At 70.4% G+C, this 19675-nt stretch carries 18 protein-coding genes; 6 read left to right on the top strand and 12 right to left on the bottom strand.

Annotated features, from left to right (window positions below; genetic code table 11):
- The first annotated feature begins 83 nt into the window (after window positions 1–83).
- Window positions 84–1322, top strand: a complete 1239-nt coding sequence (gene ligD, locus ABZ477_RS10690; protein ID WP_360132130.1) for a non-homologous end-joining DNA ligase — start codon at window positions 84–86, stop codon at window positions 1320–1322.
- Window positions 1323–1457: 135 nt separating this feature from the next.
- Here the strand turns inward: ligD and ABZ477_RS10685 are convergent, their stop codons facing one another.
- Window positions 1458–2828 carry a glycosyltransferase gene (locus ABZ477_RS10685; RefSeq protein ID WP_360132127.1) on the bottom strand — a complete coding sequence of 457 codons (1371 nt, stop codon included), beginning with the start codon at window positions 2826–2828 and terminating at the stop codon, window positions 1458–1460.
- A 214-nt stretch (window positions 2829–3042) separates the two neighbouring features.
- Here ABZ477_RS10685 and ABZ477_RS10680 point away from each other — a divergent pair, with 214 nt between their 5' ends.
- On the top strand, window positions 3043–3375 hold the full coding sequence (locus tag ABZ477_RS10680; RefSeq protein ID WP_360132125.1) for a helix-turn-helix transcriptional regulator: 333 nt from the start codon (window positions 3043–3045) through the stop codon (window positions 3373–3375).
- Between the two features lie 114 nt (window positions 3376–3489).
- Here ABZ477_RS10680 and ABZ477_RS10675 read toward each other — a convergent pair whose 3' ends face one another.
- The 10 genes from ABZ477_RS10675 to guaB all read right to left on the bottom strand — a co-directional run bounded on the left by ABZ477_RS10675 (window position 3490) and on the right by guaB (window position 13887).
- Window positions 3490–4092, bottom strand: coding sequence for an ATP-dependent Clp protease proteolytic subunit (locus ABZ477_RS10675; protein ID WP_360132122.1), 603 nt, complete (start codon window positions 4090–4092; stop codon window positions 3490–3492).
- Entirely contained in the window at window positions 4089–4712 is a 624-nt protein-coding gene (locus ABZ477_RS10670) for an ATP-dependent Clp protease proteolytic subunit (protein ID WP_360132119.1), read from the bottom strand. Before ABZ477_RS10670 ends, ABZ477_RS10675 begins: the two co-directional genes overlap by 4 nt.
- A 383-nt stretch (window positions 4713–5095) precedes the next feature.
- Window positions 5096–6703, bottom strand: a complete 1608-nt coding sequence (gene guaA, locus ABZ477_RS10665; protein WP_360132116.1) for a glutamine-hydrolyzing GMP synthase — start codon at window positions 6701–6703, stop codon at window positions 5096–5098.
- A gap of 13 nt (window positions 6704–6716) precedes the next feature.
- Complete coding sequence (locus ABZ477_RS10660) at window positions 6717–7241, bottom strand: DUF3817 domain-containing protein (RefSeq protein WP_360132113.1); 525 nt, start codon at window positions 7239–7241, stop codon at window positions 6717–6719.
- Between the two features lie 116 nt (window positions 7242–7357).
- Window positions 7358–8140 (bottom strand): SURF1 family cytochrome oxidase biogenesis protein, encoded by a 783-nt coding sequence (locus ABZ477_RS10655; RefSeq protein ID WP_360132711.1) that lies wholly within the window; start codon window positions 8138–8140, stop codon window positions 7358–7360.
- 161 nt (window positions 8141–8301) lie between these two features.
- Window positions 8302–9420 (bottom strand): GuaB3 family IMP dehydrogenase-related protein, encoded by a 1119-nt coding sequence (locus ABZ477_RS10650; protein ID WP_360132708.1) that lies wholly within the window; start codon window positions 9418–9420, stop codon window positions 8302–8304.
- A gap of 175 nt (window positions 9421–9595) precedes the next feature.
- Window positions 9596–11284, bottom strand: coding sequence for an ATP-binding cassette domain-containing protein (locus ABZ477_RS10645; protein WP_360132110.1), 1689 nt, complete (start codon window positions 11282–11284; stop codon window positions 9596–9598).
- A gap of 148 nt (window positions 11285–11432) precedes the next feature.
- Window positions 11433–11717, bottom strand: a complete 285-nt coding sequence (locus ABZ477_RS10640; RefSeq protein WP_360132107.1) for a DUF2277 domain-containing protein — start codon at window positions 11715–11717, stop codon at window positions 11433–11435.
- A gap of 131 nt (window positions 11718–11848) precedes the next feature.
- Window positions 11849–11992, bottom strand: a complete 144-nt coding sequence (locus ABZ477_RS10635) for a hypothetical protein (protein WP_360132104.1) — start codon at window positions 11990–11992, stop codon at window positions 11849–11851.
- Window positions 11993–12384: 392 nt separating this feature from the next.
- A complete protein-coding gene (guaB, locus tag ABZ477_RS10630; protein ID WP_360132101.1) occupies window positions 12385–13887 on the bottom strand; it encodes an IMP dehydrogenase in 1503 nt (500 codons plus the stop codon).
- A 247-nt stretch (window positions 13888–14134) separates the two neighbouring features.
- Here guaB and ABZ477_RS10625 point away from each other — a divergent pair, with 247 nt between their 5' ends.
- The 4 genes from ABZ477_RS10625 (at window position 14135) to ABZ477_RS10610 (ending at window position 18221) form a co-directional block, all read left to right on the top strand.
- Entirely contained in the window at window positions 14135–15445 is a 1311-nt protein-coding gene (locus tag ABZ477_RS10625; protein ID WP_360132098.1) for a branched-chain amino acid ABC transporter permease, read from the top strand.
- Between the two features lie 4 nt (window positions 15446–15449).
- Window positions 15450–16427, top strand: coding sequence for a branched-chain amino acid ABC transporter permease (locus ABZ477_RS10620; RefSeq protein WP_360132095.1), 978 nt, complete (start codon window positions 15450–15452; stop codon window positions 16425–16427).
- 73 nt (window positions 16428–16500) lie between these two features.
- A complete protein-coding gene (locus tag ABZ477_RS10615) occupies window positions 16501–17448 on the top strand; it encodes an ABC transporter ATP-binding protein (RefSeq protein WP_360132705.1) in 948 nt (315 codons plus the stop codon).
- Window positions 17445–18221 carry an ABC transporter ATP-binding protein gene (locus ABZ477_RS10610; RefSeq protein ID WP_360132092.1) on the top strand — a complete coding sequence of 259 codons (777 nt, stop codon included), beginning with the start codon at window positions 17445–17447 and terminating at the stop codon, window positions 18219–18221. Before ABZ477_RS10615 ends, ABZ477_RS10610 begins: the two co-directional genes overlap by 4 nt.
- 160 nt (window positions 18222–18381) lie before the next feature.
- Here the strand turns inward: ABZ477_RS10610 and ABZ477_RS10605 are convergent, their stop codons facing one another.
- The gene (locus tag ABZ477_RS10605) at window positions 18382–19671 is read right to left on the bottom strand and encodes an ABC transporter substrate-binding protein (protein WP_360132090.1); all 1290 of its coding nucleotides are present in this window, start codon (window positions 19669–19671) and stop codon (window positions 18382–18384) included.
- Window positions 19672–19675 lie beyond the last annotated feature (4 nt).

Here is a 19675-nt window from a genome sequence, read left to right as displayed (position 1 = left end):
CGGCCCGGATTAGCGACGTTGTGCACGCCGCGCCCGGGACAACCCCTGGCCGCGGCATCCTTCGCCCCCGTAGCGTGGGGCGCATGAGCCCAGCGCGCAAGGAGACCTTCCTCGAGATCGAGGGGCGCGACGTGCGGGTCTCGAGCCCCGACAAGGTGGTCTTCCCCGAGGCGGGCATCACAAAGCTCGAGCTCGTCGAGTACTACCTCGCCGTCGCCGAGGGCGCGCTGCGCGGTGCGGGCGGACGGCCCATGGTGCTCAAGCGCTTCGTGAAGGGCATCGACGCCGAGCCGTTCTTCCAGAAGCGCGTCGACGAGAACCATCCGGACTACATCGACACCGCGACGCTGCACTACGCGTCCGGGCGGTCCGCGGAAGAGGCCGTGATCCGAGATGCTGCCGGCCTCGCGTGGGTCGTGAACCTGGGATGCCTCGACCTCAACCCGCATCCGGTGCGCGCCGAGGACCTCGAGCATCCGGACGAGCTGCGGATCGATCTCGACCCCATGCCGGGCGTCGACTGGAGCCAGATCGTCGATGTCGCGATGGTCGCCCGTGAAGTGCTCGACGACTGCGCGCTCGTCGGCTGGCCCAAAACGAGCGGCTCACGGGGCCTCCACATCCTCGTGCGGATCGCGCCGCAGTGGGACTTCCGCCAGGTGCGGCTGGCGGCCGAGACCCTCGCACGCGAGGTCGAGAATCGCGCACCCGGCCTTGCGACGGCGCGCTGGTGGAAAGAGGAGCGCGGCGAGAGCGTGTTCGTCGACTTCAACCAGAACGCGAAGGACCGGACCGTCGCATCCGCCTACTCCGTCCGTCCCCTCCGCGACGCGCGCGTGTCGACGCCGCTCGACTGGGACGAGGTGCGGACGCGCCGGCCCGAGGAGTTCACGGTGCACTCGGTGCCCGCGCGGTTCGCGGAGCTGGGCGATCCGCACGTCGGCATCGACGACGCCGTCGGGACGCTCGACGGCCTCCTCGCGCTGGCGAAGGAGCTCGGGCCGGCCGAGAAGCCTCCGCGCGCGGGCGACGGGTCGGGTCGGCGGGTCTCGACGATGCCCCTCATCGAGGTCGCGCGCACGAAGACGAAGCCCGAGGCCCTCGACGCGCTCGAGCGCTGGAAGGGCGACAACGCGGCGCTGGTCGGGATGCTGCATCCCGCCGACATCATGATCGACGGCATGCGCGGCTCGAGCTCGCTCTGGTACCGCGTGCGCGTCAACCTGCAGCACGTCCCCGAGGCCGAGCGCCCCGAGCAGGGCCCGCTCGTGGCCGACTACGACCCCTGGGCCGGGAAGGTCTGGCCGGGGCGGGAGTCCTGAGCGCGGCTCGGTTCCCGGCCACGGTCGTTGAGCGAGCGAAGCGAGACGAAACGCCCGCGCGCGGCACGCGTTTCGTCTCGTCGCTTCGTGGTTCCTGAGTAGGCGGCGAAGCCGCCGTATCGAAGGGCTCCTCGCTCAACGACCGAGGCGGACCACCGGCTCCTCCAGCGCGGCCTGCACGGCAACGCCCAAGGCACGCATCGAGGACGCGGCATCCATCCGCTCCGCCGCCGCAAGGCCCTCGGCCGACAGCCGGGAGCGCAGCGCGCGGTCGCCGATGACCTCGCCGAGCGCGGCCGCCAGGGCCTCGACGTCACCGTCGGGGACCAGCATCCCGCCTCCGAGCGCGAGCGTGTCGCGGGGGCCGTAAGGCATGTCGTAGCTCACGACGGGCACGCCGGCGGCGAGCGCCTCCAGGACGACGAGCGGCTGGCCCTCGTTCGTGCTCGCGAGGACGAAGGCGTCGGCCTCGGACCACGCCTGCGCCGTGTCGGAGGCGTGCCCCTGGAAGGCGACGGCCCCGGCGACGCCGAGCTCGGCGGCGAGCGCCTCGAGCTGGGGCCGCTGGGCTCCGTCGCCGTAGACGTGCAGGTGCGCTTCAGGCCGTTGCCTGCGCAGCACGGCGAGCGCGCGGATCGCATGGTCGACGCGCTTTCGCGGGATGAGCGAGTTGAGCACGAGGATCCGCCCCGGCACGGGGGCGGCCGCGAGGCCGGACGGAAGAGTCGCCGGGTGCGGGACGACGTATGAGCGGATGCCGGCCCCCACCCGTCGCTCGACATCCCGCTGCTGACTCGGCGTGAGCCACAAAACCCCGTCGAACCGGTCGGCGACGGCGAACCAGCGGTCCCACGCGGCATCCATGGGCGAATCCCACGCGAAGGGCGCGACCACGTGGCACGCGTGGGTCGTGTGGAGGATCCGGATGCTGTCATCCAGCGCCGGCGCGCCCTCTGCGACGAGCGCCTCGCCGACCTGGCGGGCCTCGCAGACGAGCACGACAGGCTGCTCCGAGTCCGCCGCGAGGCTGTTGACCCACGCGCGATAGAGCGCCGCGAATCCGGGGAGCCAGCCCATCGGTCCGGTCTCGTCCCAGATCCGCACCGGGGCACCGGCGAGGTGCCACGCAGGATCGCCGCTGATGACGGGAAGTTCGAGCACCGTCCGCCCAGAGCCGTCGACGATCGGACGGTACGGCCACTCGGCCTCGGGGATCGGCGACGGCAGGGCGGCGGCCCGCAGCCAGCCCGCGTCGGCGCGCGCGTCGTCGAAGAGGTTGCGCAGCCGGGTCGGGTCGGCGAGGAGGCCGCGCCGCACCCACTCGGCGCGATCGGCGTCGTGGTCGTCCGTCTCGCCCGGGTCGATCGTCAGAAGGAGAGGGTCGGCACCGGCCTCGGCCATGTCGAGCGCCCGCCGCAGCACCGAGATCGTGAACCCGCCGTCGCGATCGGGGATGAGCCGGCTCGCGAGCACGAGGTAGCGGGCGTCCGGCAGCAGGTCGGTCACCCGTCCATCCTCCCCTACCCGGGCCAGACCAATGGTTGTGTGCGGGCTCAGCACGTTTCGTCTCGCTTCGCTCGCTCAACGACCGATCCCGGGGTCTCGGTCGTTGAGCGAGCGAGCGAGACGAAACGCGCCGAGCCGACGGGAAACCTCGGGGGCGTTCTGCTCAGAGCGGAAGCGCTCGGCGGGGGCAGCATCCCGGATCTATCGTGACCCCATGGCCGAGACCATCCCGCTCCCGACGAAGCGAGCCCCGCGCACCCCTGAGCCGCTGTGGCGCGATGCGCTCGGCGACCTCCTCCGGCGCCTCCGCCACGAGCGCGGCGAGCGCCTCGCCGACACGGCCGACCGCGCCGGCGTCTCACCCCAGTACCTGTCCGAGATCGAGCGCGGGCTCAAGGAGCCGTCGAGCGAGATGATCGCCGCCGTCGCGGGCGCCCTCGAGGTCACGCTCGTCGAGCTGACGGCCGCCGTCGCCGACGACCTCCGCTCGCGCACGGCCGAGCGCTCCGTCGTCGGCTGCCGCGCGGGCTACGTCCTGGCGGCCTGACCCGAAGCGCGGCAGAAGTCAGCAAGATCGGAATCCGCGGGGCGGTGGATCCCCGGAATTCCGCGGGTGCCGCCGGCGACAACGCCGATTCTTGCTGAGTTCTGCACCCCGCGGTCAGACAACCACCACGACCCCGCGCTCCAGCACGCGGTCGGCGAGTCCGTAGGCGACGGCATCCGCCGCGGTGAACACCCGATCGCGGTCGGTGTCGGCGCGCAGCTTCGCGGCATCCTTCCCCGTGTGGCGGGCGAGGATCTGCTCGACGTCTCCCCGCACGCGGACGAGCTCGTCCGCCTGCAGGATGAGGTCGGGGATCGCGCCGCGGCCCTGGCCGGCGGGCTGGTGGAGCACCACACGGGCGTGCGGGAGCACCGCGCGCTTGCCCGCGGCGCCCCCGGCCAGCATCACCGCCCCGACGCCGATCGCCTGCCCGACGACGGTCGTCGCGACGTCGGGTCGCACGTGCTGCATCGTGTCGTACACCGCGAGCATCGCCGCGGGATCGCCGCCCTCGCAGTTGATGTAGAGCTGGATGTCGCGGTCGTGGTTGTCGGCGTCGAGGTGGAGCAGCTGCGCGATGAGCGCGTTCGCGACGCCCGCGTCGATGCCCGTGCCGAGGTACACGACCCGCTCCGCGAGCAGGTGCGAGTAGACGTCCATGATGCGATCGCCGCGCGGATGCTGGGCCACGACGTTGGGAATCGTGTACGAGGTCATGCCGCCACCGCCTCGACGCTCAAGCCGGCGGGGCGCCTGCGACGGGGGACGACCTGCGCGAAGTCGGAGACGATGCCATCGATGAAGCCGTAGTCGAGCGCCTCCGGCGCCGTGTACCAGCGGTCGTGGAGGGAGTCCTCGAAGATCCGGGCCACGGGCTGGCCCGTGTCGTCGGCGATGATCCCGAGGACGGTGTCGCGCATGTGCCGCAGGTCGTCGGCCTGCACTTCGACCTCGACGGCCGAGCCGCCGATGCCTGCGGATCCCTGATGCATCAGGATGCGCGCGTGCGGCAGCGCGCGCCGCTTTCCCCGCGCGCCCGCCGACAGGAGGAATTGGCCGGCGCTGCAGGCGAGGCCCAGCGCGAGCGTCGCGACGTCGTTGGGGACGAGCCGCATGACGTCGCGGATCGCGAGCATCGACGGCACGGATCCGCCGGGCGAGTGGATCCAGAGGGCGATGTCGGATGCCTCGTCCTCCGCCGCGAGCGCCAGGAGCTGCGTCGCGAGGAGGGTGCCGTTGTCGTCGTCGAGCGGACCGTCGAGCACGAGCACGCGCTGGTGGAACAGCTCGCGCCGCGCCTCGGCCCCGAACAGCGGGATCTTGCCTTCTTCAGCCATGTGCCTACTTTGCGTTGACCGAGTCGACTGCGGGTCGGGTTCTGCTGGAGGCGGCTCTGCCGCGAGCGGATCGCGGTCGTGTTGCGATTGGCGGTGGCGGTCGTGTTGCGATCGGCGGTCGTCTTGCGATCGGCGGAGGGTCGGTTCGATTCGTACCCGCCTCGCGCGGCGTCCTCGCGCGCTCCCGCGGGCCCTTGCGCCGCCCGGCAGAGGCTGGGCCCGCGGGCCCTTGCGTCGCCCGGCGGAGACCGGGCCCGCGGGAGCGCGCGGCGTGGTGGCGCGACACAGGCCCCCGAAGAATCATCACCGATCCATGGGAGTCGACGCGACGTCGCCTCGCGCGCGGGAAGGCGATAACCCGATCGGGGATCAGGGAGAAGGAATCACTCCCATTCGATGGTCCCCGGGGGCTTCGACGTCACGTCGAGCACGACCCGGTTGACCTCGCGGACCTCGTTCGTGATGCGGTTGGAGATCTTCGACAGCACGTCGTAGGGCAGGCGCGTCCAGTCCGCGGTCATCGCGTCCTCGGACGACACGGGCCGCAGCACGATCGGGTGCCCGTACGTGCGGCCGTCGCCCTGGACTCCGACCGAGCGGACGTCGGCGAGCAGCACGACGGGGCACTGCCAGATCTCGCCGTCCAATCCGGCCTTCGTCAGCTCTTCGCGGGCGATGGCGTCGGCATCCTGCAGAATCTCGAGGCGGTCAGCGGTGACCTCACCCACGATCCGGATGCCGAGGCCGGGGCCCGGAAAGGGCTGGCGCGAGACGATCACCTCAGGGAGCCCGAGCTCGCGGCCGATCGCGCGGACCTCGTCCTTGAACAGGGTCCGCAGCGGCTCGACGAGCTCGAACTGCAGGTCCTCGGGGAGGCCGCCGACGTTGTGGTGCGACTTGATGTTCGCGGTGCCTGTGCCGCCGCCGGACTCGACGACGTCGGGGTACAGCGTGCCCTGCACGAGGAAGCGGATGGGCTCGCCGTCCGCGGCCGCCTCGGCGATGAGCTCGCGCTCGGCCGCCTCGAACGTGCGGATGAACTCGCGGCCGATGATCTTGCGCTTCTCCTCGGGGTCCGAGACCCCGGCGAGCGCCGTGAGGAACTGCTCGCGGGCGTCGATCGTCACGAGCCGCACGCCGGTGGAGGCGACGTAGTCGTTCTCGACCTGCTCGCGCTCACCCTTGCGGAGGAGGCCGTGGTCGACGAACACGGCGACGAGCTGGTCGCCGACCGCCTTGTGCACGAGCGCCGTCGAGACGGCGGAGTCGACGCCGCCGGAGAGCGCCGACAGCACGCGGCCCGTGCCGACCTGCTCGCGGATGCGCTCGACCTGCTCGGCGATGACGTTCCCGCTGTTCCAGTCGGCCGCCAGGCCCGCCGCCTTGTGCAGGAAGTTCTCGATGACCTCCTGGCCGTGGTCGGAGTGCTTGACCTCGGGATGCCACTGCACGCCGTAGAAGCGGCGCTCGTCGTCGCCGAACGCCGCGACGGGAGTGGCCGGCGTCGAGGCGAGGACCTCGAAGCCCTCCGGTGCGCGCGAGACCTGGTCGCCGTGGCTCATCCAGACGTTCTGCTCGCCGGGCTGGCCGCCCAGCAGCACGCCGCCGTCACCCGTGAGGGCGGCATCCGTCGCGCCGTACTCGCGGAGGCCCGTGTTGGCGACCTCGCCGCCGAGCGACTGGGCCATCACCTGGAAGCCGTAGCAGATGCCCAGCGTCGGGACGCCGAGGTCGAAGACGCCCGCGTCGAGCGCGGGGGCGCCCTCCTCGTACACGGACGACGGTCCGCCCGAGAGGATGATGCCGACGGGGTTCTTCGCCGCGATGTCGGAGGCCGATGCCGTGTGCGGCACGATCTCGCTGTACACGCCCGCCTCGCGCACGCGGCGCGCGATCAACTGCGCGTACTGCGCGCCGAAGTCGACGACGAGGACAGGCCGCTGCGTCGTGTCTGCCGACGGCTGGGAAGAGGTCTCGGTCTGCTCTGTCACCGGCTGCTTTCTGTCAGAGGAGCGGACGCTTGGTCGTGCTCTCGGTCGGGATGTTCTGCGTCAGCGTCGAGTGCGCTGCGAGGTGATGGGTCTGCCCCTCGCCCGCGGCCTCGGCGGCCTCGCGGTCGGCCAGGTAGACCTTGACGTCGCGGGCGACGCGCGCCTCGAGGAAGAACGACAGGAACGGGATGATGCCGCCCGACGCGAGGAGGAGGAAGCGCCAGAACGGCCAGCGCATGAGGCTCCACACGCGGAAGCACGAGAAGAGGTACACGACGTAGAACCAGCCGTGCGCCACGAGGATGCCGAGCGAGAGGTTCAGCCCGTCTCCGGTCGACTCGCCGAACGCGTCGAGCGGCGCGAACCACAGGAACCCGCCCGAACCGCCGAGGAACAGCTCGTACCCGAGGCCGTACTTGACGACCATCTCGGCGCACAGCAGGAGCAGCATCGTGCCCGTGATGATCGAGCAGATCTGGTAGAACCTCAGCGCGCCCCGGATGGCAGGGAAAGAGGCGAGCTTCGGAGCGGCGGGCATGCACTCCAGTCTACCCAGGGCTTCTCGGGCCTCCGCCCGGGGCAGGGGCCGCCGAGATTGCACGAACTGCGGGTGGGCGCGGGAACGGCGGTCGTTCGCGCAATCTCGACCGGTTCTCAGGCCGATCCGGATCCGGATGCTGATGCCGCGGCATCCTGGATGTCCTCGACCTCCTTCTCCCACGCGTCGCGCGCGAGGCGGTACCAGAGGTAGAAGGCGAAGCCGGCGAAGACGGCCCACTCGATCGCGTAGAAGATGTTGAGCCAGTTCACGCCCGAGCCCTCCTCGGGCGGCGGTGAGTGGATGTCGGCGAGGGGCTCCGGCGAGGCCTCGGACGCCACGTAGGGACGGTAGACGTCGAGTCCCTCGATGTCGTGCCACTGGCTGAGGTGCGCGGCGGGCGACATGCGGGTCATCGTCTGGGGGTCGGCGCCGCGCGGCGGCGTCACGGGTCCCTCGTCGGAGATGAGGCGGCCCACGACCGTCACGGAGTCCCCACCGGATGCTGCTTCGAAGGCGTCGACGCCGGCCCGCGCCTCGTCGAGGGTCGGGGCCCAGCCGATCGCGACGGCGACGGATGCCGGAGCCTCCGTGCCGTCGATGCGCAGCTGGCCCGTGACCCAGTACCCCTCCTCGCCGTCGTTGAAGCGCGACGAGACGATGAGGAAGTCGCCGGGGATCCAGTGACCCGTGACCTCGACTCGCTGGCCGACGAGCGGTTCCGGCACGTACTCGCCCGGTCCGACGACGTCGGCGATCGGCCGGATCTCCTCGGTCGCTCCGGGCGGGACGGGGTTGGTGGTGATCGCGCGGCTCAGCTGCCATTGCCCGAGCCACGCGAAGACACCCGCGACGACGAGGCACAGGAGCAGCATCCCGAGCCACCGGGGGCGCAGCATGACCTCGCGCAGCGTGGGCGGGAAGACCTCGGGCTCATCCGGTCGTTGAGCGCGGGGCGAAGCCCCGAGACGAAGCGCCTCGGACCCGGCGTCGGCCGCGGGCTCGGCGCGTTCCGTCTCGCTTCGCTCGCTCAACGACCGGGTGGTGTCGTCCGGATCGCTCATCCGCCGTTGTACGGCGCGACGACGACCTCCACGCGCTGGAACTCCTTGAGGTCGGAGTAGCCCGTCGTCGCCATGGACTTGCGGAGGGCGCCGATGAGGTTCGCCGTGCCGTCGGCGACGGGCGCCGGGCCGTACAGGACCGACTCGAGGTCGACGAGCTGCTCGACCTTCATCCGTCGGCCGCGCGGCAGCTTGGCGTGGTGCGCCTCGGGGCCCCAGTGGAAGCCGCGGCCCGGGGCATCCGTCGCGCGGGCGAGGGCGACGCCGAGCATGACAGCATCCGCCCCCATCGCGAGCGCCTTCACGATGTCGCCGGAGGTGCCCACGCCGCCGTCGGCGATGACGTGCACGTACCGTCCGCCCGACTCGTCGAGGTAGTCGCGGCGCGCGCCGGCGACATCCGCGACGGCCGTCGCCATCGGTGCGTGGAGGCCGAGGGTGGCGCGCGTCGTGGACGCCGCTCCGCCGCCGAAGCCGACGAGCACGCCGGCGGCTCCCGTGCGCATGAGGTGCAGTGCCGCCGTGTAGGTCGCGGCGCCGCCCACGATGACCGGGACGTCGAGGTCGTAGATGAACTTCTTGAGGTTGAGCGGCTCGGCCACGGACGACACGTGCTCGGCCGAGACGGTCGTGCCGCGGATGACGAAGAGGTCGACGCCGGCGGCGACGACGGTCTCGTACAGCTCGGCCGTGCGCTGCGGCGTGAGGGCGCCGGCGACCGTGACGCCCGCGGCGCGGATCTCGGCGAGGCGGTCGCGGACGAGCTCGGCCTTGATGGGCTCGGAGTAGAGCTCCTGCATGCGGGCCGTCGCCTCGGAGTCGGGCAGCGACGCGATCTCGGCGAGGAGGCGCTCGGGGTCGTCGTAGCGCGTCCACAGGCCCTCGAGGTCGAGGACGCCGAGGCCGCCGAGCTGGCCCAGCATGATGGCCGTGCGCGGGCTCATGACGGAGTCCATGGGCGCCCCGATCACCGGGATCGCGAACTGGAACGCGTCGATCGACCACGCGGTCGAGACGTCCTCGGGGTTGCGCGTGCGCCGCGAGGGCACCACCGCGATGTCGTCGAACGCGAAGGCCCGGCGGGCGCGCTTGGCGCGGCCGAGCTCGATGTCCATGCTCACGCACCCAGCCTAGTCCGCGGGCCCGGACGACCCCTTCGGGCCTCGGCGCCGGTCCGAGGCGTTTCGTCTCGTCGCTCCGCTCCTCGCTCAACGACCGAGGACAGCCGGTCGTTGAGCGAGCGAAGCGAGACGAAACGCCGCGCGCAGGGCGAGGGACGGATGCTGTCGCTCACCGCGCGCGGGCCACCCGGCGCTCGTCCCACACGGGCTGGTCGGCCTCGCGGACCCGGCCGTCCTCGCCGAACACGAGGAACCGGTCGAAGGACTTCGCGAACCACCGGTCGTGCGTCACGGCCAGCACCGTCCCCTCGAACCGGTCGAGCGCGTCCTCGAGCGCCTCGGCGGAGACGAGGTCGAGGTTGTCGGTCGGCTCGTCGAGGAGCAGGAGCGTCGCGCCCGAGAGCTCGAGCAGCAGGATCTGGAAGCGCGCCTGCTGGCCGCCGGACAGCGTGTCGAACGCCTGCTCGGCCTGGCGCACGAGCCCGTAGCGATCCAGCGCGGAGCTGGCGGCATCCCTCGGCATACCCGATCGCACGTCGTCCCCGCGGTGCAGGATGTCCAGGAGCGTCCGGCCGATGAACTCGGGGTGGCGGTGGGTCTGGGCGAACCACCCCGGGCAGACGCGCGCGCCCAGGATCGCCCGGCCCGTGTGCGGGACGGGGTCGAGGGCCGAGCCGACCGGCGTGACGTGGCCGAGGCGGGAGTCGGGGTCGGTGCCGCCGCGGGCGAGCAGCCGCAGGAAGTGCGACTTGCCCGACCCGTTGGAGCCGAGCACCGCGACGCGGTCGCCGAACCACACCTCGAGGTCGAAGGGCTGCATGAGCCCCGTCAGCTCGAGCCGCTCCGCCACGACGGCCCGCTTGCCCGTGCGGGCTCCGCGCAGGCGCAGCGCGAGGTCCTGCTCGGGCGGGCGCTCCTCGGGCGGGCCGGCCTCTTCGAAGCGCCGAAGCCGCGTCTGCGCCGCGCGATACCGCGAGGCGAAGCCGTCGTTGGCGGCGGCCTTGACCTTCATGTCGGCGACGAGGGCCTTGAGCTTGGCGTGCTGCTCGTCCCAGCGCCGGCGCAGCTCGTCGAGGCGCAGCATCCGGTCCTCGCGCGCCTGGTGGTAGGACGCGAAACCGCCGCCGTGGACCCAGGCGGAGCTCCCGGCGGGGCTCGCCTCGAGCGTCACGATCCGGTCGGCACCGCGCGCGAGGAGCTCACGGTCGTGCGACACGAGCAGGACCGTCTTGGGCGTCTCGCGCAGCCGCTCCTCGAGCCAGCGCTTGCCGGGGACGTCGAGGTAGTTGTCGGGCTCGTCGAGCAGCAGCACCTCATCCGGGCCGCGCAGCAGGGCCTCGAGCGCGAGCCGCTTCTGCTCGCCGCCCGAGAGCGTCGACAGGTCGCGGAACCGCGCCCGCGAATACGGGATGCCGAGCGCCGCGATCGTGCACGTGTCCCAGACGGTCTCGTGCTCGTAGCCGCCGGCCTCGGCGTACTCGGCGAGCGCCGTCGCGTACCGCATCTGGGTGTCGAGGTCGTCGTGCTCGATCATGGCGTTCTCGGCCGCCTCGAGCTCGCGGGCCGCCCGGGCCACGCGCGCGGGCGCGACCGCCACGAGGAGGTCGGCGACGGTCTGGTCGGCGCCGCCGTGGCCGATGAACTGGTCCATGACGCCGAGCCCGCCGCCGATCGAGATCGAGCCGGAGTCGGGGGCGACCTCGCCGCGGATCATCCGCAGGAGCGTCGTCTTGCCCGCGCCGTTCGCGCCGATGAGGGCCGTCGCCGAGCCCTCGCCGACTCGGAACGAGACGTCGTCGAGCAGCTGTCGCCCGTCGGGCAGCGCGAACGAGACGCCGTTGACGTCGATGTGACCCACCGTGTTACTCCATCCGCTCCTGCGAGCGCGGAGCCGACCAGCCTAACCGATGCGCAGAACAGAGGATATGGGCAGAAAGGAGGATCCGATCGGCGCGCGGCATCCTCTGTTTCGCGCATCTCCTCGTTTTCGAACGGGCGACCGCGGGTCAGGCCGCGGGAGCGGCGTACCTTCCGGACTTGATCGCGCGGGCGCGGGCCTTCTCGGCCTCGACCTCACGGTTCTTCGGCGGCACGCTCGCGACGAGGTCCTCGAGGAGGTGCTGCGTGATGTGCGCGATCTCGTGCACGGCGTGGTCGAAGGCCTCCTGGTTGGCCTTCGACGGCTTCGTCGTGCCCGCGATCTTGCGGACGTACTGGAGCGCGGCGGCGTGCACCTCTTCGCTGCTGGCAGCCGGCTCGAAGTTGTGGAGAGTGTGGATGCTGCGGCACATAGCCCCGACGATACGCCGGGCGCCCAGCATCCGTCTCCCTGCCCGCCCGCCGCGAGACTTCACGAACGGGGCGCGACACGCCGTGGCGGACCCCCATTCGTGAAGTCTCGCGGGCGGCGGGTGGGGTCAGGTCACCAGGGCTCGTCGCTGCGGGGCGCGATGTCGAGGATGTGCGGAAGCTCGTTGGGGAAGCACGAGCGGAAGAGCTCGGTGATCCGCGGATCCGAGCCGTAGTCGTCGACGAGCCGCATGCCGATCATGACGTTGATGAGCATGCCCTCCGCGAGGAACGCGCGCGCCTCGTCGGCCTCGAACCCTGCCTCGTCGCGGAAGAACTGCCAAGCTGCAGCCCGACCTCCACGTCGACGCCGCGCGCCCCGCGGTCCTCACGGGCGCGGTCGTCCTCTTCGCCGCGGCCGTCGCGGCTCTGTGGCTTCCCGCGGGCCGCGCCGTGCGCGCGACGCCGGAGGGTCCGGATGCTGCTCCCGCGGCATCCCGTTCCCCCGAACTCACCCGGGTGTGAGCTGCCCCCCCGCGAGACTTCACGAATGTACGATTTCACGCCGTTTCGCGTGACATCTGTGAAGTCTCGCGGTCGGGCGGGGCCCGGCCTGGCAGACGAGAAGGGCGGGAGCGCGATGCGCTCCCGCCCTTCCGAACGTCTGGATCAGCGCTTGTAGTTGGGCGCCTCGACGACGATCTGAACGTCGTGCGGGTGAGACTCCTTGAGGCCGGCGGCCGTGATGCGGACGAAGCGGCCCTTGGCCTTGAGCTCCTCGATCGTGCGCGCGCCGACGTAGAACATCGACTGCCGGAGCCCGCCGACGAGCTGGTACGCGACGGCCGAGACGGGGCCGCGGTAGGCCACCTGACCCTCGATGCCCTCGGGGATGAGCTTGTCGTCGCTGGGGACGTCGGCCTGGAAGTAGCGGTCCTTCGAGTAGGACGTCTTCTTGCCGCGCGTCTGCATCGCGCCGAGCGAGCCCATGCCGCGGTACTGCTTGAACTGCTTGCCGCCGACGAAGACGACCTCGCCCGGGCTCTCGTCCGTGCCGGCGAAGAGCGAGCCGATCATGACGGTGTCGGCACCGGCGACGAGCGCCTTCGCGATGTCGCCGGAGTACTGCAGGCCGCCGTCGGCGATGACCGGGACGCCCGCCTCGCGCGCCGCGAGGAACGCTTCGTAGATCGCGGTGACCTGGGGAACGCCCACGCCGGCGACGACGCGGGTCGTGCAGATCGAGCCCGGCCCGACGCCGACCTTGACAGCATCCACTCCCGCATCGATGAGCGCCTGGGCGCCCTCGCGCGTCGCGACGTTGCCGCCGATGACGTCGATGTGCGCGAATGTGGGGTCGGCCTTGAGGCGGCGGACGATGTCGATGACGCCGGCCGACTGGCCGTTCGCCGTGTCGACCACGATGACGTCGACGCCCGCGTCGCGGAGGGCCTCGGCGCGCTGCCACGCGTCGCCGAAGAAGCCGATCGCGCCGCCGACGCGGAGCCGGCCCTGCTCGTCCTTCGTCGCGAGCGGGTACTTCTCGCTCTTGTCGAAGTCCTTGATCGTGATGAGGCCGGCGAGCTTTCCGTCTTCGTCGATGAGGGGGAGCTTCTCGACGCGGTGCTGCGCGAACAGCGAGATGACCTCACCGGCGCTGATGCCGACGCGGCCCGTGACGAGGCCCTTCGTGGTCATGACGTCGCGGACCTTCGTCGTCTGGCGCTCGAACCCCGAGACGAAGCGCATGTCGCGGTTGGTGACGATGCCGACGAGGCGGCCGTCGTCGTCGACGACGGGCAGGCCCGAGATGCGGTACTTCGCGCACAACCCGTCGACCTCTTCGATCGTCGTGTCGGGCGTCGTCGTGATGGGGTCCGTGATCATTCCGGACTCGCTGCGCTTGACGCGGTCCACCATCGCCGCCTGCTCCTCGATGGAGAGGTTGCGATGGATGATGCCCAGGCCCCCCTCGCGCGCGACGGCGATCGCCATGCGCGCCTCGGTCACCGTGTCCATGGCGCTCGAGATGAGCGGCGTCGCGACCGTGATGCGTCGCGTCACGCGGGACGAGGTGTCGGCTTCGCTCGGGATGACGTCCGTGTGGCCGGGCAGCAGCAGGACGTCGTCGTACGTGAGTCCGACGAAGCCGAAGGGGTCGTTTTGCTCCATGGGTTCTCCTGCGCGCGCGGCGCGTTGCTCGGGGTGGGACGACGACGGCCGGTGCGCGGAACGCGCCGTACAGAATTCTAAGCGAGCGGAACCTGGAAACATTCCCGGGGCCGGCCCAGGGGTGGAGATTCCACAACGACTCAGACCGGTGTCCCCCGAAATACGGACGACACATTACGCTCGTACCGTCGTTCATCACGGCCGATGCGACCCGAACCTCGGTGCGTCGTGCCTGTCAGGAGGTTCTGTGGGTTCTACGACTACCGCCGCGCGGCGCGCCGCGCCGTGGCTCGCCGCTCTGCTCGGCGTGCTCCTCGCCGCAGCGATGGTCTTCATGGGTGGCGCGGCCGCCCAAGCCGCCCCGGGCGACGACCAGGAGCCGACCGACTTCTACTTCGGCGGCGTCATCACCTTCGAGGACGAGCCTCTCGAGGGCGTGGGCGTCGCCATCGAGGGCAACGGCTTCAACGCCGAGACCGAGACGGACGCCGACGGGAGGTGGCGCCTCTACGTCCCTGAGAAGGGCGAGTACACCCTGACGGTCGACGAGTCCACGCTGCCAGACGGCGTCATCGTGGAAGGCGACTCCGCCTCGCAGGACGTCGAGTTCGGGCTCACCAACACGAAGATCGTCAACCTGTTCCTCGGTGAAGGCGTGCGAGAGACCGTCCCCCTGTGGGCGCAGCTGCTCGACCGGCTCATGAACGGCCTCAACTTCGGCCTGCTCCTGGCCCTCGCGTCGGTCGGCGTCTCGCTCATCTTCGGCACGACGGGCCTGAGCAACTTCGCACACGGCGAGATGCTGACCTTCGGCGCCATCGTGGCGCTCGTGTTCGGATCGTGGCTCGCCTGGCCCATGTGGATCGTGCTCCCGGTCGTCATCCTCCTCGGCGGCGCCCTGGGCTGGTCGCTCGACGCCGGTCTGTGGAAACCCTTGCGACGAAGAGGCCTGGGCCTGGTCCAGCTCATGATCGTGAGCATCGGCCTCTCGCTCGCCATCCGTTACGTGTACCTCTACTTCATCGGCGGCGGCACCTACCAGCTGCCCGGCGCCGGCGCCCCGCGCGACGTCCGCATCGGCCCGATCGCGCTCTCCTGGATCGACGTCGCGTCGATGGCGACGAGCGTCGTCCTGCTCGTCGCGGTCGCGTACTGGCTGCTGCGGACGCGGGTCGGCAAGGCGACGCGCGCCATCAGCGACAACCCGGGCCTGGCCGCGGCATCCGGAATCAACGTCGACCGGGTCATCCGGATCGTATGGATCCTGGCCGCGGCGCTCGCGGCGATCGCCGGCGTCCTGTGGGCGTACTTCCGCCCCGGCGTCAAGTGGGACATGGGCGGCCAGGTGCTGCTCCTGATCTTCGCCGCGGTCACGCTCGGCGGCCTCGGGACGGCGTTCGGCGCCCTCATCGGCTCGCTCATCGTGGGCATCCTCGTCGAAGTGTCGACACTGTGGATTCCACCCGACATGAAGTACGTCGGCGCGCTCGCCGTTCTGATCATCATTCTGCTGGTGCGACCGCAGGGCATCCTGGGTCGCAAGGAGAGGCTGGGCTAGCGCCATGGATTGGGGACAGATTCTCAACAACACGGCCTACTGGATCATCAGTCCGGAGACCATCGCCTATGCGCTGGCGGCCACAGGACTCGCGGTGCACTTCGGCTATGCGGGCCTGCTCAACTTCGGCATGGCGGGGTTCATGGCGCTCGGCGCCTACGGCTACGCCATCTCGATCCTCAGCTTCGGATGGCCCTGGTGGGTCGGCATCATCGTGGGCTGCATCGCGGCGGGCATCTTCGCGATCATCCTCGGCATCCCGACGCTGCGATTGCGAGCGGACTACCTCGCCATCGTGACGATCGCCGCGGCCGAGATCGTCCGACTGCTGCTGACGACGCTGCTCTTCGACGAGTGGACCAACTCAGCCGACGGCCTGGGCAACTACCACGCGGGCTTCCGCGGGGCGAACCCGTTCCCGGAGGGCACGTACGGGTTCGGCCCGTGGACCTGGACCGAGAACCAGCTCTGGGTGCGCGTCTTCGGGATCATCCTCCTCGCGATCGCGGTCTACCTCGTGTGGGCGCTCATGCGCAGCCCGTGGGGCCGCGTCCTGAAGGGCATCCGCGAGGACGAGGATGCCGTCCGCTCGCTCGGCAAGAACGTCTTCTCGTACAAGATGCAGGCGCTCATCATCGGCGGCGTCTTCGGCGCCCTCGGCGGTGTCGTCTTCGCCCTGCCGTCGGCCGTCATCCCGGCGACCTACACGACGTCGCTCACGTTCTTCCTGTGGACGATCCTGCTCCTCGGCGGCGCAGCCACCGTGTTCGGGCCGGCCCTGGGCGCCGTCATCTTCTGGGTCATCATGGGCTTCCTCGACAACGTGCTGCCGGCGCTCGCGCAGGCGGGGATCCTGGGCATGTCCACGCAGCAGGCTGGAACGCTCCGGTTCATCCTCGTCGGCGTCGCGCTCATGCTGATCGTCATCTTCCGCCCGCAGGGCATCCTCGGAAACAAGAGGGAGCTGACCTTTGTCAAGTAACAGCACGCCTCAGGAACCGGTCGCACCGGGCACCCCGGCGACCACGGGCGCGGTTCCCACCGCGACCGGCAGCATCCGCCGCCCCAAGACGACGGGACTCGCGAAGGGGGATGCCGTACCCGGCGTCGCCAAGAACGACCCCATCGTCGTCATCGACAACGTGACCCGCCGCTTCGGCGGCCTCACGGCGGTCGACGTCGAGCACCTCGAGATCCCCCGCAACGCGATCACGGCGCTCATCGGCCCCAACGGGGCGGGCAAGACGACCCTCTTCAACCTGCTGTGCGGCTTCGACAAGCCGAACTCGGGCAGCTGGTCGTTCGACGGCACGCAGCTGGCCGGCATCCCGTCCTTCAAGGTCGCCCGCATGGGCCAGGTCCGCACGTTCCAACTCACGAAGGCGCTGTCGCTGCTGACGGTCCTCGAGAACATGAAGCTGGGCTCGGGCAACCAGAAGGGCGAGAGCCTGTGGGCGAGCATCATCCCCGCCATCTGGCGCAAGCAGGATGACGAGATCGAGGACAAGGCGATGGTGCTGCTCCAGCGGTTCAAGCTGGACGCGAAGGCCGACGACTACGCCGCGTCGCTCTCGGGCGGCCAGCGCAAGCTCCTCGAGATGGCGCGCGCCCTCATGAACGATCCGACGCTCGTCATGCTCGACGAGCCGATGGCAGGCGTGAACCCCGCGCTCACGGAGTCGCTCCTCGACCACATCCTCGACCTCAAGGACCTCGGGATGACCGTGCTCTTCGTCGAGCACGACATGCACATGGTCCGCCACATCGCCGACTGGGTCGTCGTCATGGCCGAGGGACGCGTCGTCGCGGAGGGACCGCCCGACACCGTCATGCAGGACCAGGCCGTCATCGACGCCTACCTCGGAAGCCACCAGGACGTCGACCTCGGCGTCGTGACCGGCCGGATCGCCGGCGAGCTCGACACGTCCGCCCTCGAGCTGCTCGAGGAGATCAAGGACGAAGAGGCCGCGTCGATCGCTGAGGCCGAGGAGGAGAACAAGTGACCAGTCCTTCGACCGCACCCGCGTCCGGCACGGCCGTCGCCAGCAGCGACGTGGTCGTCCAGGTCACCGACCTGTACGCCGGCTACCTGCCCGGCATCAACATCATCAACGGCGCCAATCTCGTCGCCCGCAAGGGCGAGCTGATCGGCATCATCGGGCCGAACGGCGCGGGCAAGTCGACGCTGCTCAAGGCCATCTTCGGCATGGTCAAGGTGCGCGACGGCGAGATCACGGTCGACGGCGAGAGCGTCGTCGGGCTCAAGTCCGACCGGCTCGTCGCACGCGGCGTCGGATTCGTGCCGCAGACCAACAACGTGTTCCCCTCGCTCACCATCGAGGAGAACCTGCAGATGGGGCTGTACCAGGCGCCGAAGAACTACGCCGAGCGCCTGGAGTTCGTCACCGGGATCTTCGCCGAGCTCGGCAAGCGCCTCAAGCAGCGCGCCGGCTCGCTCTCCGGCGGCGAGCGCCAGATGGTCGCGATGTCGCGCGCGCTCATGATGAACCCGTCCGTGCTCCTCCTGGACGAGCCGTCGGCGGGCCTCTCCCCCGTCCGTCAGGACGACGCCTTCATCCGCGTCTCCGACATCAACAAGGCGGGCGTCACCACGATCATGGTCGAGCAGAACGCACGCCGCTGCCTGCAGATCTGCGACCGCGGCTACGTCCTGGACCAGGGCCGCGACGCATACGAGGGCACGGGGCGCGAGCTCCTCAACGACCCCAAGGTCATCGGCCTCTACCTCGGAACACTGGGGGCCGACGGGCACTGACCCGACACAGGCTCTGAGAAGGGGAGAGCGGATGCTGTCAGCATCCGCTCTCCTCTTCTCTCGAGTGCCGCCTTCTCGCGAGCGCGGCGACCTGCCTGGCCGGCGCCGGGCAAGCGGAAGGGCCGCGGATCGCTCCGCGGCCCTTCCTGTGCGAGTCGACTCAGATGTCGATGCGCGTGTTGTTGTTGTCGGCGCCGTACTGGAAGATGCCGATCGTCGCCTCTGTCGGGTCGCCGTTGTCAGCGAACGTGATCGGGCCCGAGAACCCGTCGTAGTCCGCGACGCCGCCGCCCAGGATGATGTCGGCGCACTCCTTGTAGCTGGTGCACTTCTCACCGTCGCCCGAGCCGCCCGAGACCTCCTGCAGCTTGCCGGCCACGTCGGTCGCCTCGGTCGAGTTCGCCGCGAGCGATGCGAGCGCGAGGAGCACGACGGCGTCGTACGACTCGTTCGCGTACGAGAAGTCGGTCAGCTCGGTGTTGCCCTCGCCGGTCCACCAGTCGTTCAGGCGACCCTGGAACTCGGTGTCGGGAGCGGGGCCGGCAGGAGTCGTGCCCTTGGCACCCTCCATGCTGAGGCCGGCGGGCCACTTGTCGTCGGTGCCGAAGTTCTTCAGGTTGCCGTCGACGAGGTACAGGTCCTCGGCGGGGTAGCCGGCCTGAAGCAGCGCGGGACCGATCGTGAAGATCTCGTCGAACGTCACGAGGAGGATCGCGTCGGGGTTCGAGGCGAGCAGCGCGCTGATCTGCGCGTCGAAGCTCGTGTCACCCGTGTTGTACGACTGCTCCTCGACGATCGTGCCGCCCGAGCCCTCGAAGACCTCCTTGAAGACGCCCGAGAGGCCCGTGCCGTAGGAGTCGTTCTGGTAGAGGATCGCGACGTTCTTGTGCCCGTCCTCTGCGACCAGGTTGCCGAGCACCTCGCCCTGGAGCGTGTCGGCGGGAGCCGTGCGCCAGTAGAGGCCGTTGTCGTCCCAGTCGATGAAGTCGACCGAGGTGTTCGCCGGCGAGAACGTGATGATGCCCGAGGCGACGGCGTCGTCGAGGAAGAGCTTCGTCACGGCCGACGAGGCGGCGCCGATGGCGGCGGTCACACCCTCGGAGATGAGCTTCTGGATGGTCGTGGCGTACGCCTTGTTGTCGGTGTCGCCCGAGTCACCCCAGACGACGTCGTCCATCGTCAGGCCGGTCTCTTCGGCGACGGCGTTGATGTCCTCGGCGGCGAGGCCGACGCCTGCTTCCTCGGGCGGGCCGAGGAACGAGAGCGATCCGGTCTGCGGAAGGATCGTGCCGATCTTGAGGGTGAGGTCGCGCTCCTCGGTGGCGGGCGCGCTGGTCTCGCTGCTGCCCGATCCGCCGCCGGCGCAGCCGGCGAGGACGAGGGCACTGGCGCCAGCGAGCGCGATCGCGCCCAGGACTGAGGCCTTACGCGAGCGGGTGAAGACGCTCATGTTG

Source organism: Microbacterium sp. NPDC019599, assembly GCF_040632175.1.
Taxonomy (GTDB): Bacteria; Actinomycetota; Actinomycetes; order Actinomycetales; family Microbacteriaceae; genus Microbacterium.
This window is presented reverse-complemented; position numbering and strand designations above follow the sequence as displayed.

Excerpts from the sequence above, each read along its gene's own strand:
- guaB (WP_360132101.1), bottom strand. The coding sequence starts at position 13,887 with ATGGAGCAAAACGACCCCTTCGGCTTCGTCGGACTCACGTACGACGAC.
- ABZ477_RS10605 (WP_360132090.1), bottom strand. The coding sequence starts at position 19,671 with ATGAGCGTCTTCACCCGCTCGCGTAAGGCCTCAGTCCTGGGCGCGATC.
- ABZ477_RS10655 (WP_360132711.1), bottom strand. The coding sequence starts at position 8,140 with ATGCTGCGCCCCCGGTGGCTCGGGATGCTGCTCCTGTGCCTCGTCGTC.
- ABZ477_RS10670 (WP_360132119.1), bottom strand. The coding sequence starts at position 4,712 with ATGGCTGAAGAAGGCAAGATCCCGCTGTTCGGGGCCGAGGCGCGGCGC.
- ABZ477_RS10650 (WP_360132708.1), bottom strand. The coding sequence starts at position 9,420 with ATGGACATCGAGCTCGGCCGCGCCAAGCGCGCCCGCCGGGCCTTCGCG.
- ABZ477_RS10660 (WP_360132113.1), bottom strand. The coding sequence starts at position 7,241 with ATGCCCGCCGCTCCGAAGCTCGCCTCTTTCCCTGCCATCCGGGGCGCG.
- ABZ477_RS10635 (WP_360132104.1), bottom strand. The coding sequence starts at position 11,992 with ATGCTCATCAACGTCATGATCGGCATGCGGCTCGTCGACGACTACGGC.
- ABZ477_RS10675 (WP_360132122.1), bottom strand. The coding sequence starts at position 4,092 with ATGACCTCGTACACGATTCCCAACGTCGTGGCCCAGCATCCGCGCGGC.
- ligD (WP_360132130.1), top strand. The coding sequence starts at position 84 with ATGAGCCCAGCGCGCAAGGAGACCTTCCTCGAGATCGAGGGGCGCGAC.
- ABZ477_RS10640 (WP_360132107.1), bottom strand. The coding sequence starts at position 11,717 with ATGTGCCGCAGCATCCACACTCTCCACAACTTCGAGCCGGCTGCCAGC.
- ABZ477_RS10680 (WP_360132125.1), top strand. The coding sequence starts at position 3,043 with ATGGCCGAGACCATCCCGCTCCCGACGAAGCGAGCCCCGCGCACCCCT.
- ABZ477_RS10620 (WP_360132095.1), top strand. The coding sequence starts at position 15,450 with ATGGATTGGGGACAGATTCTCAACAACACGGCCTACTGGATCATCAGT.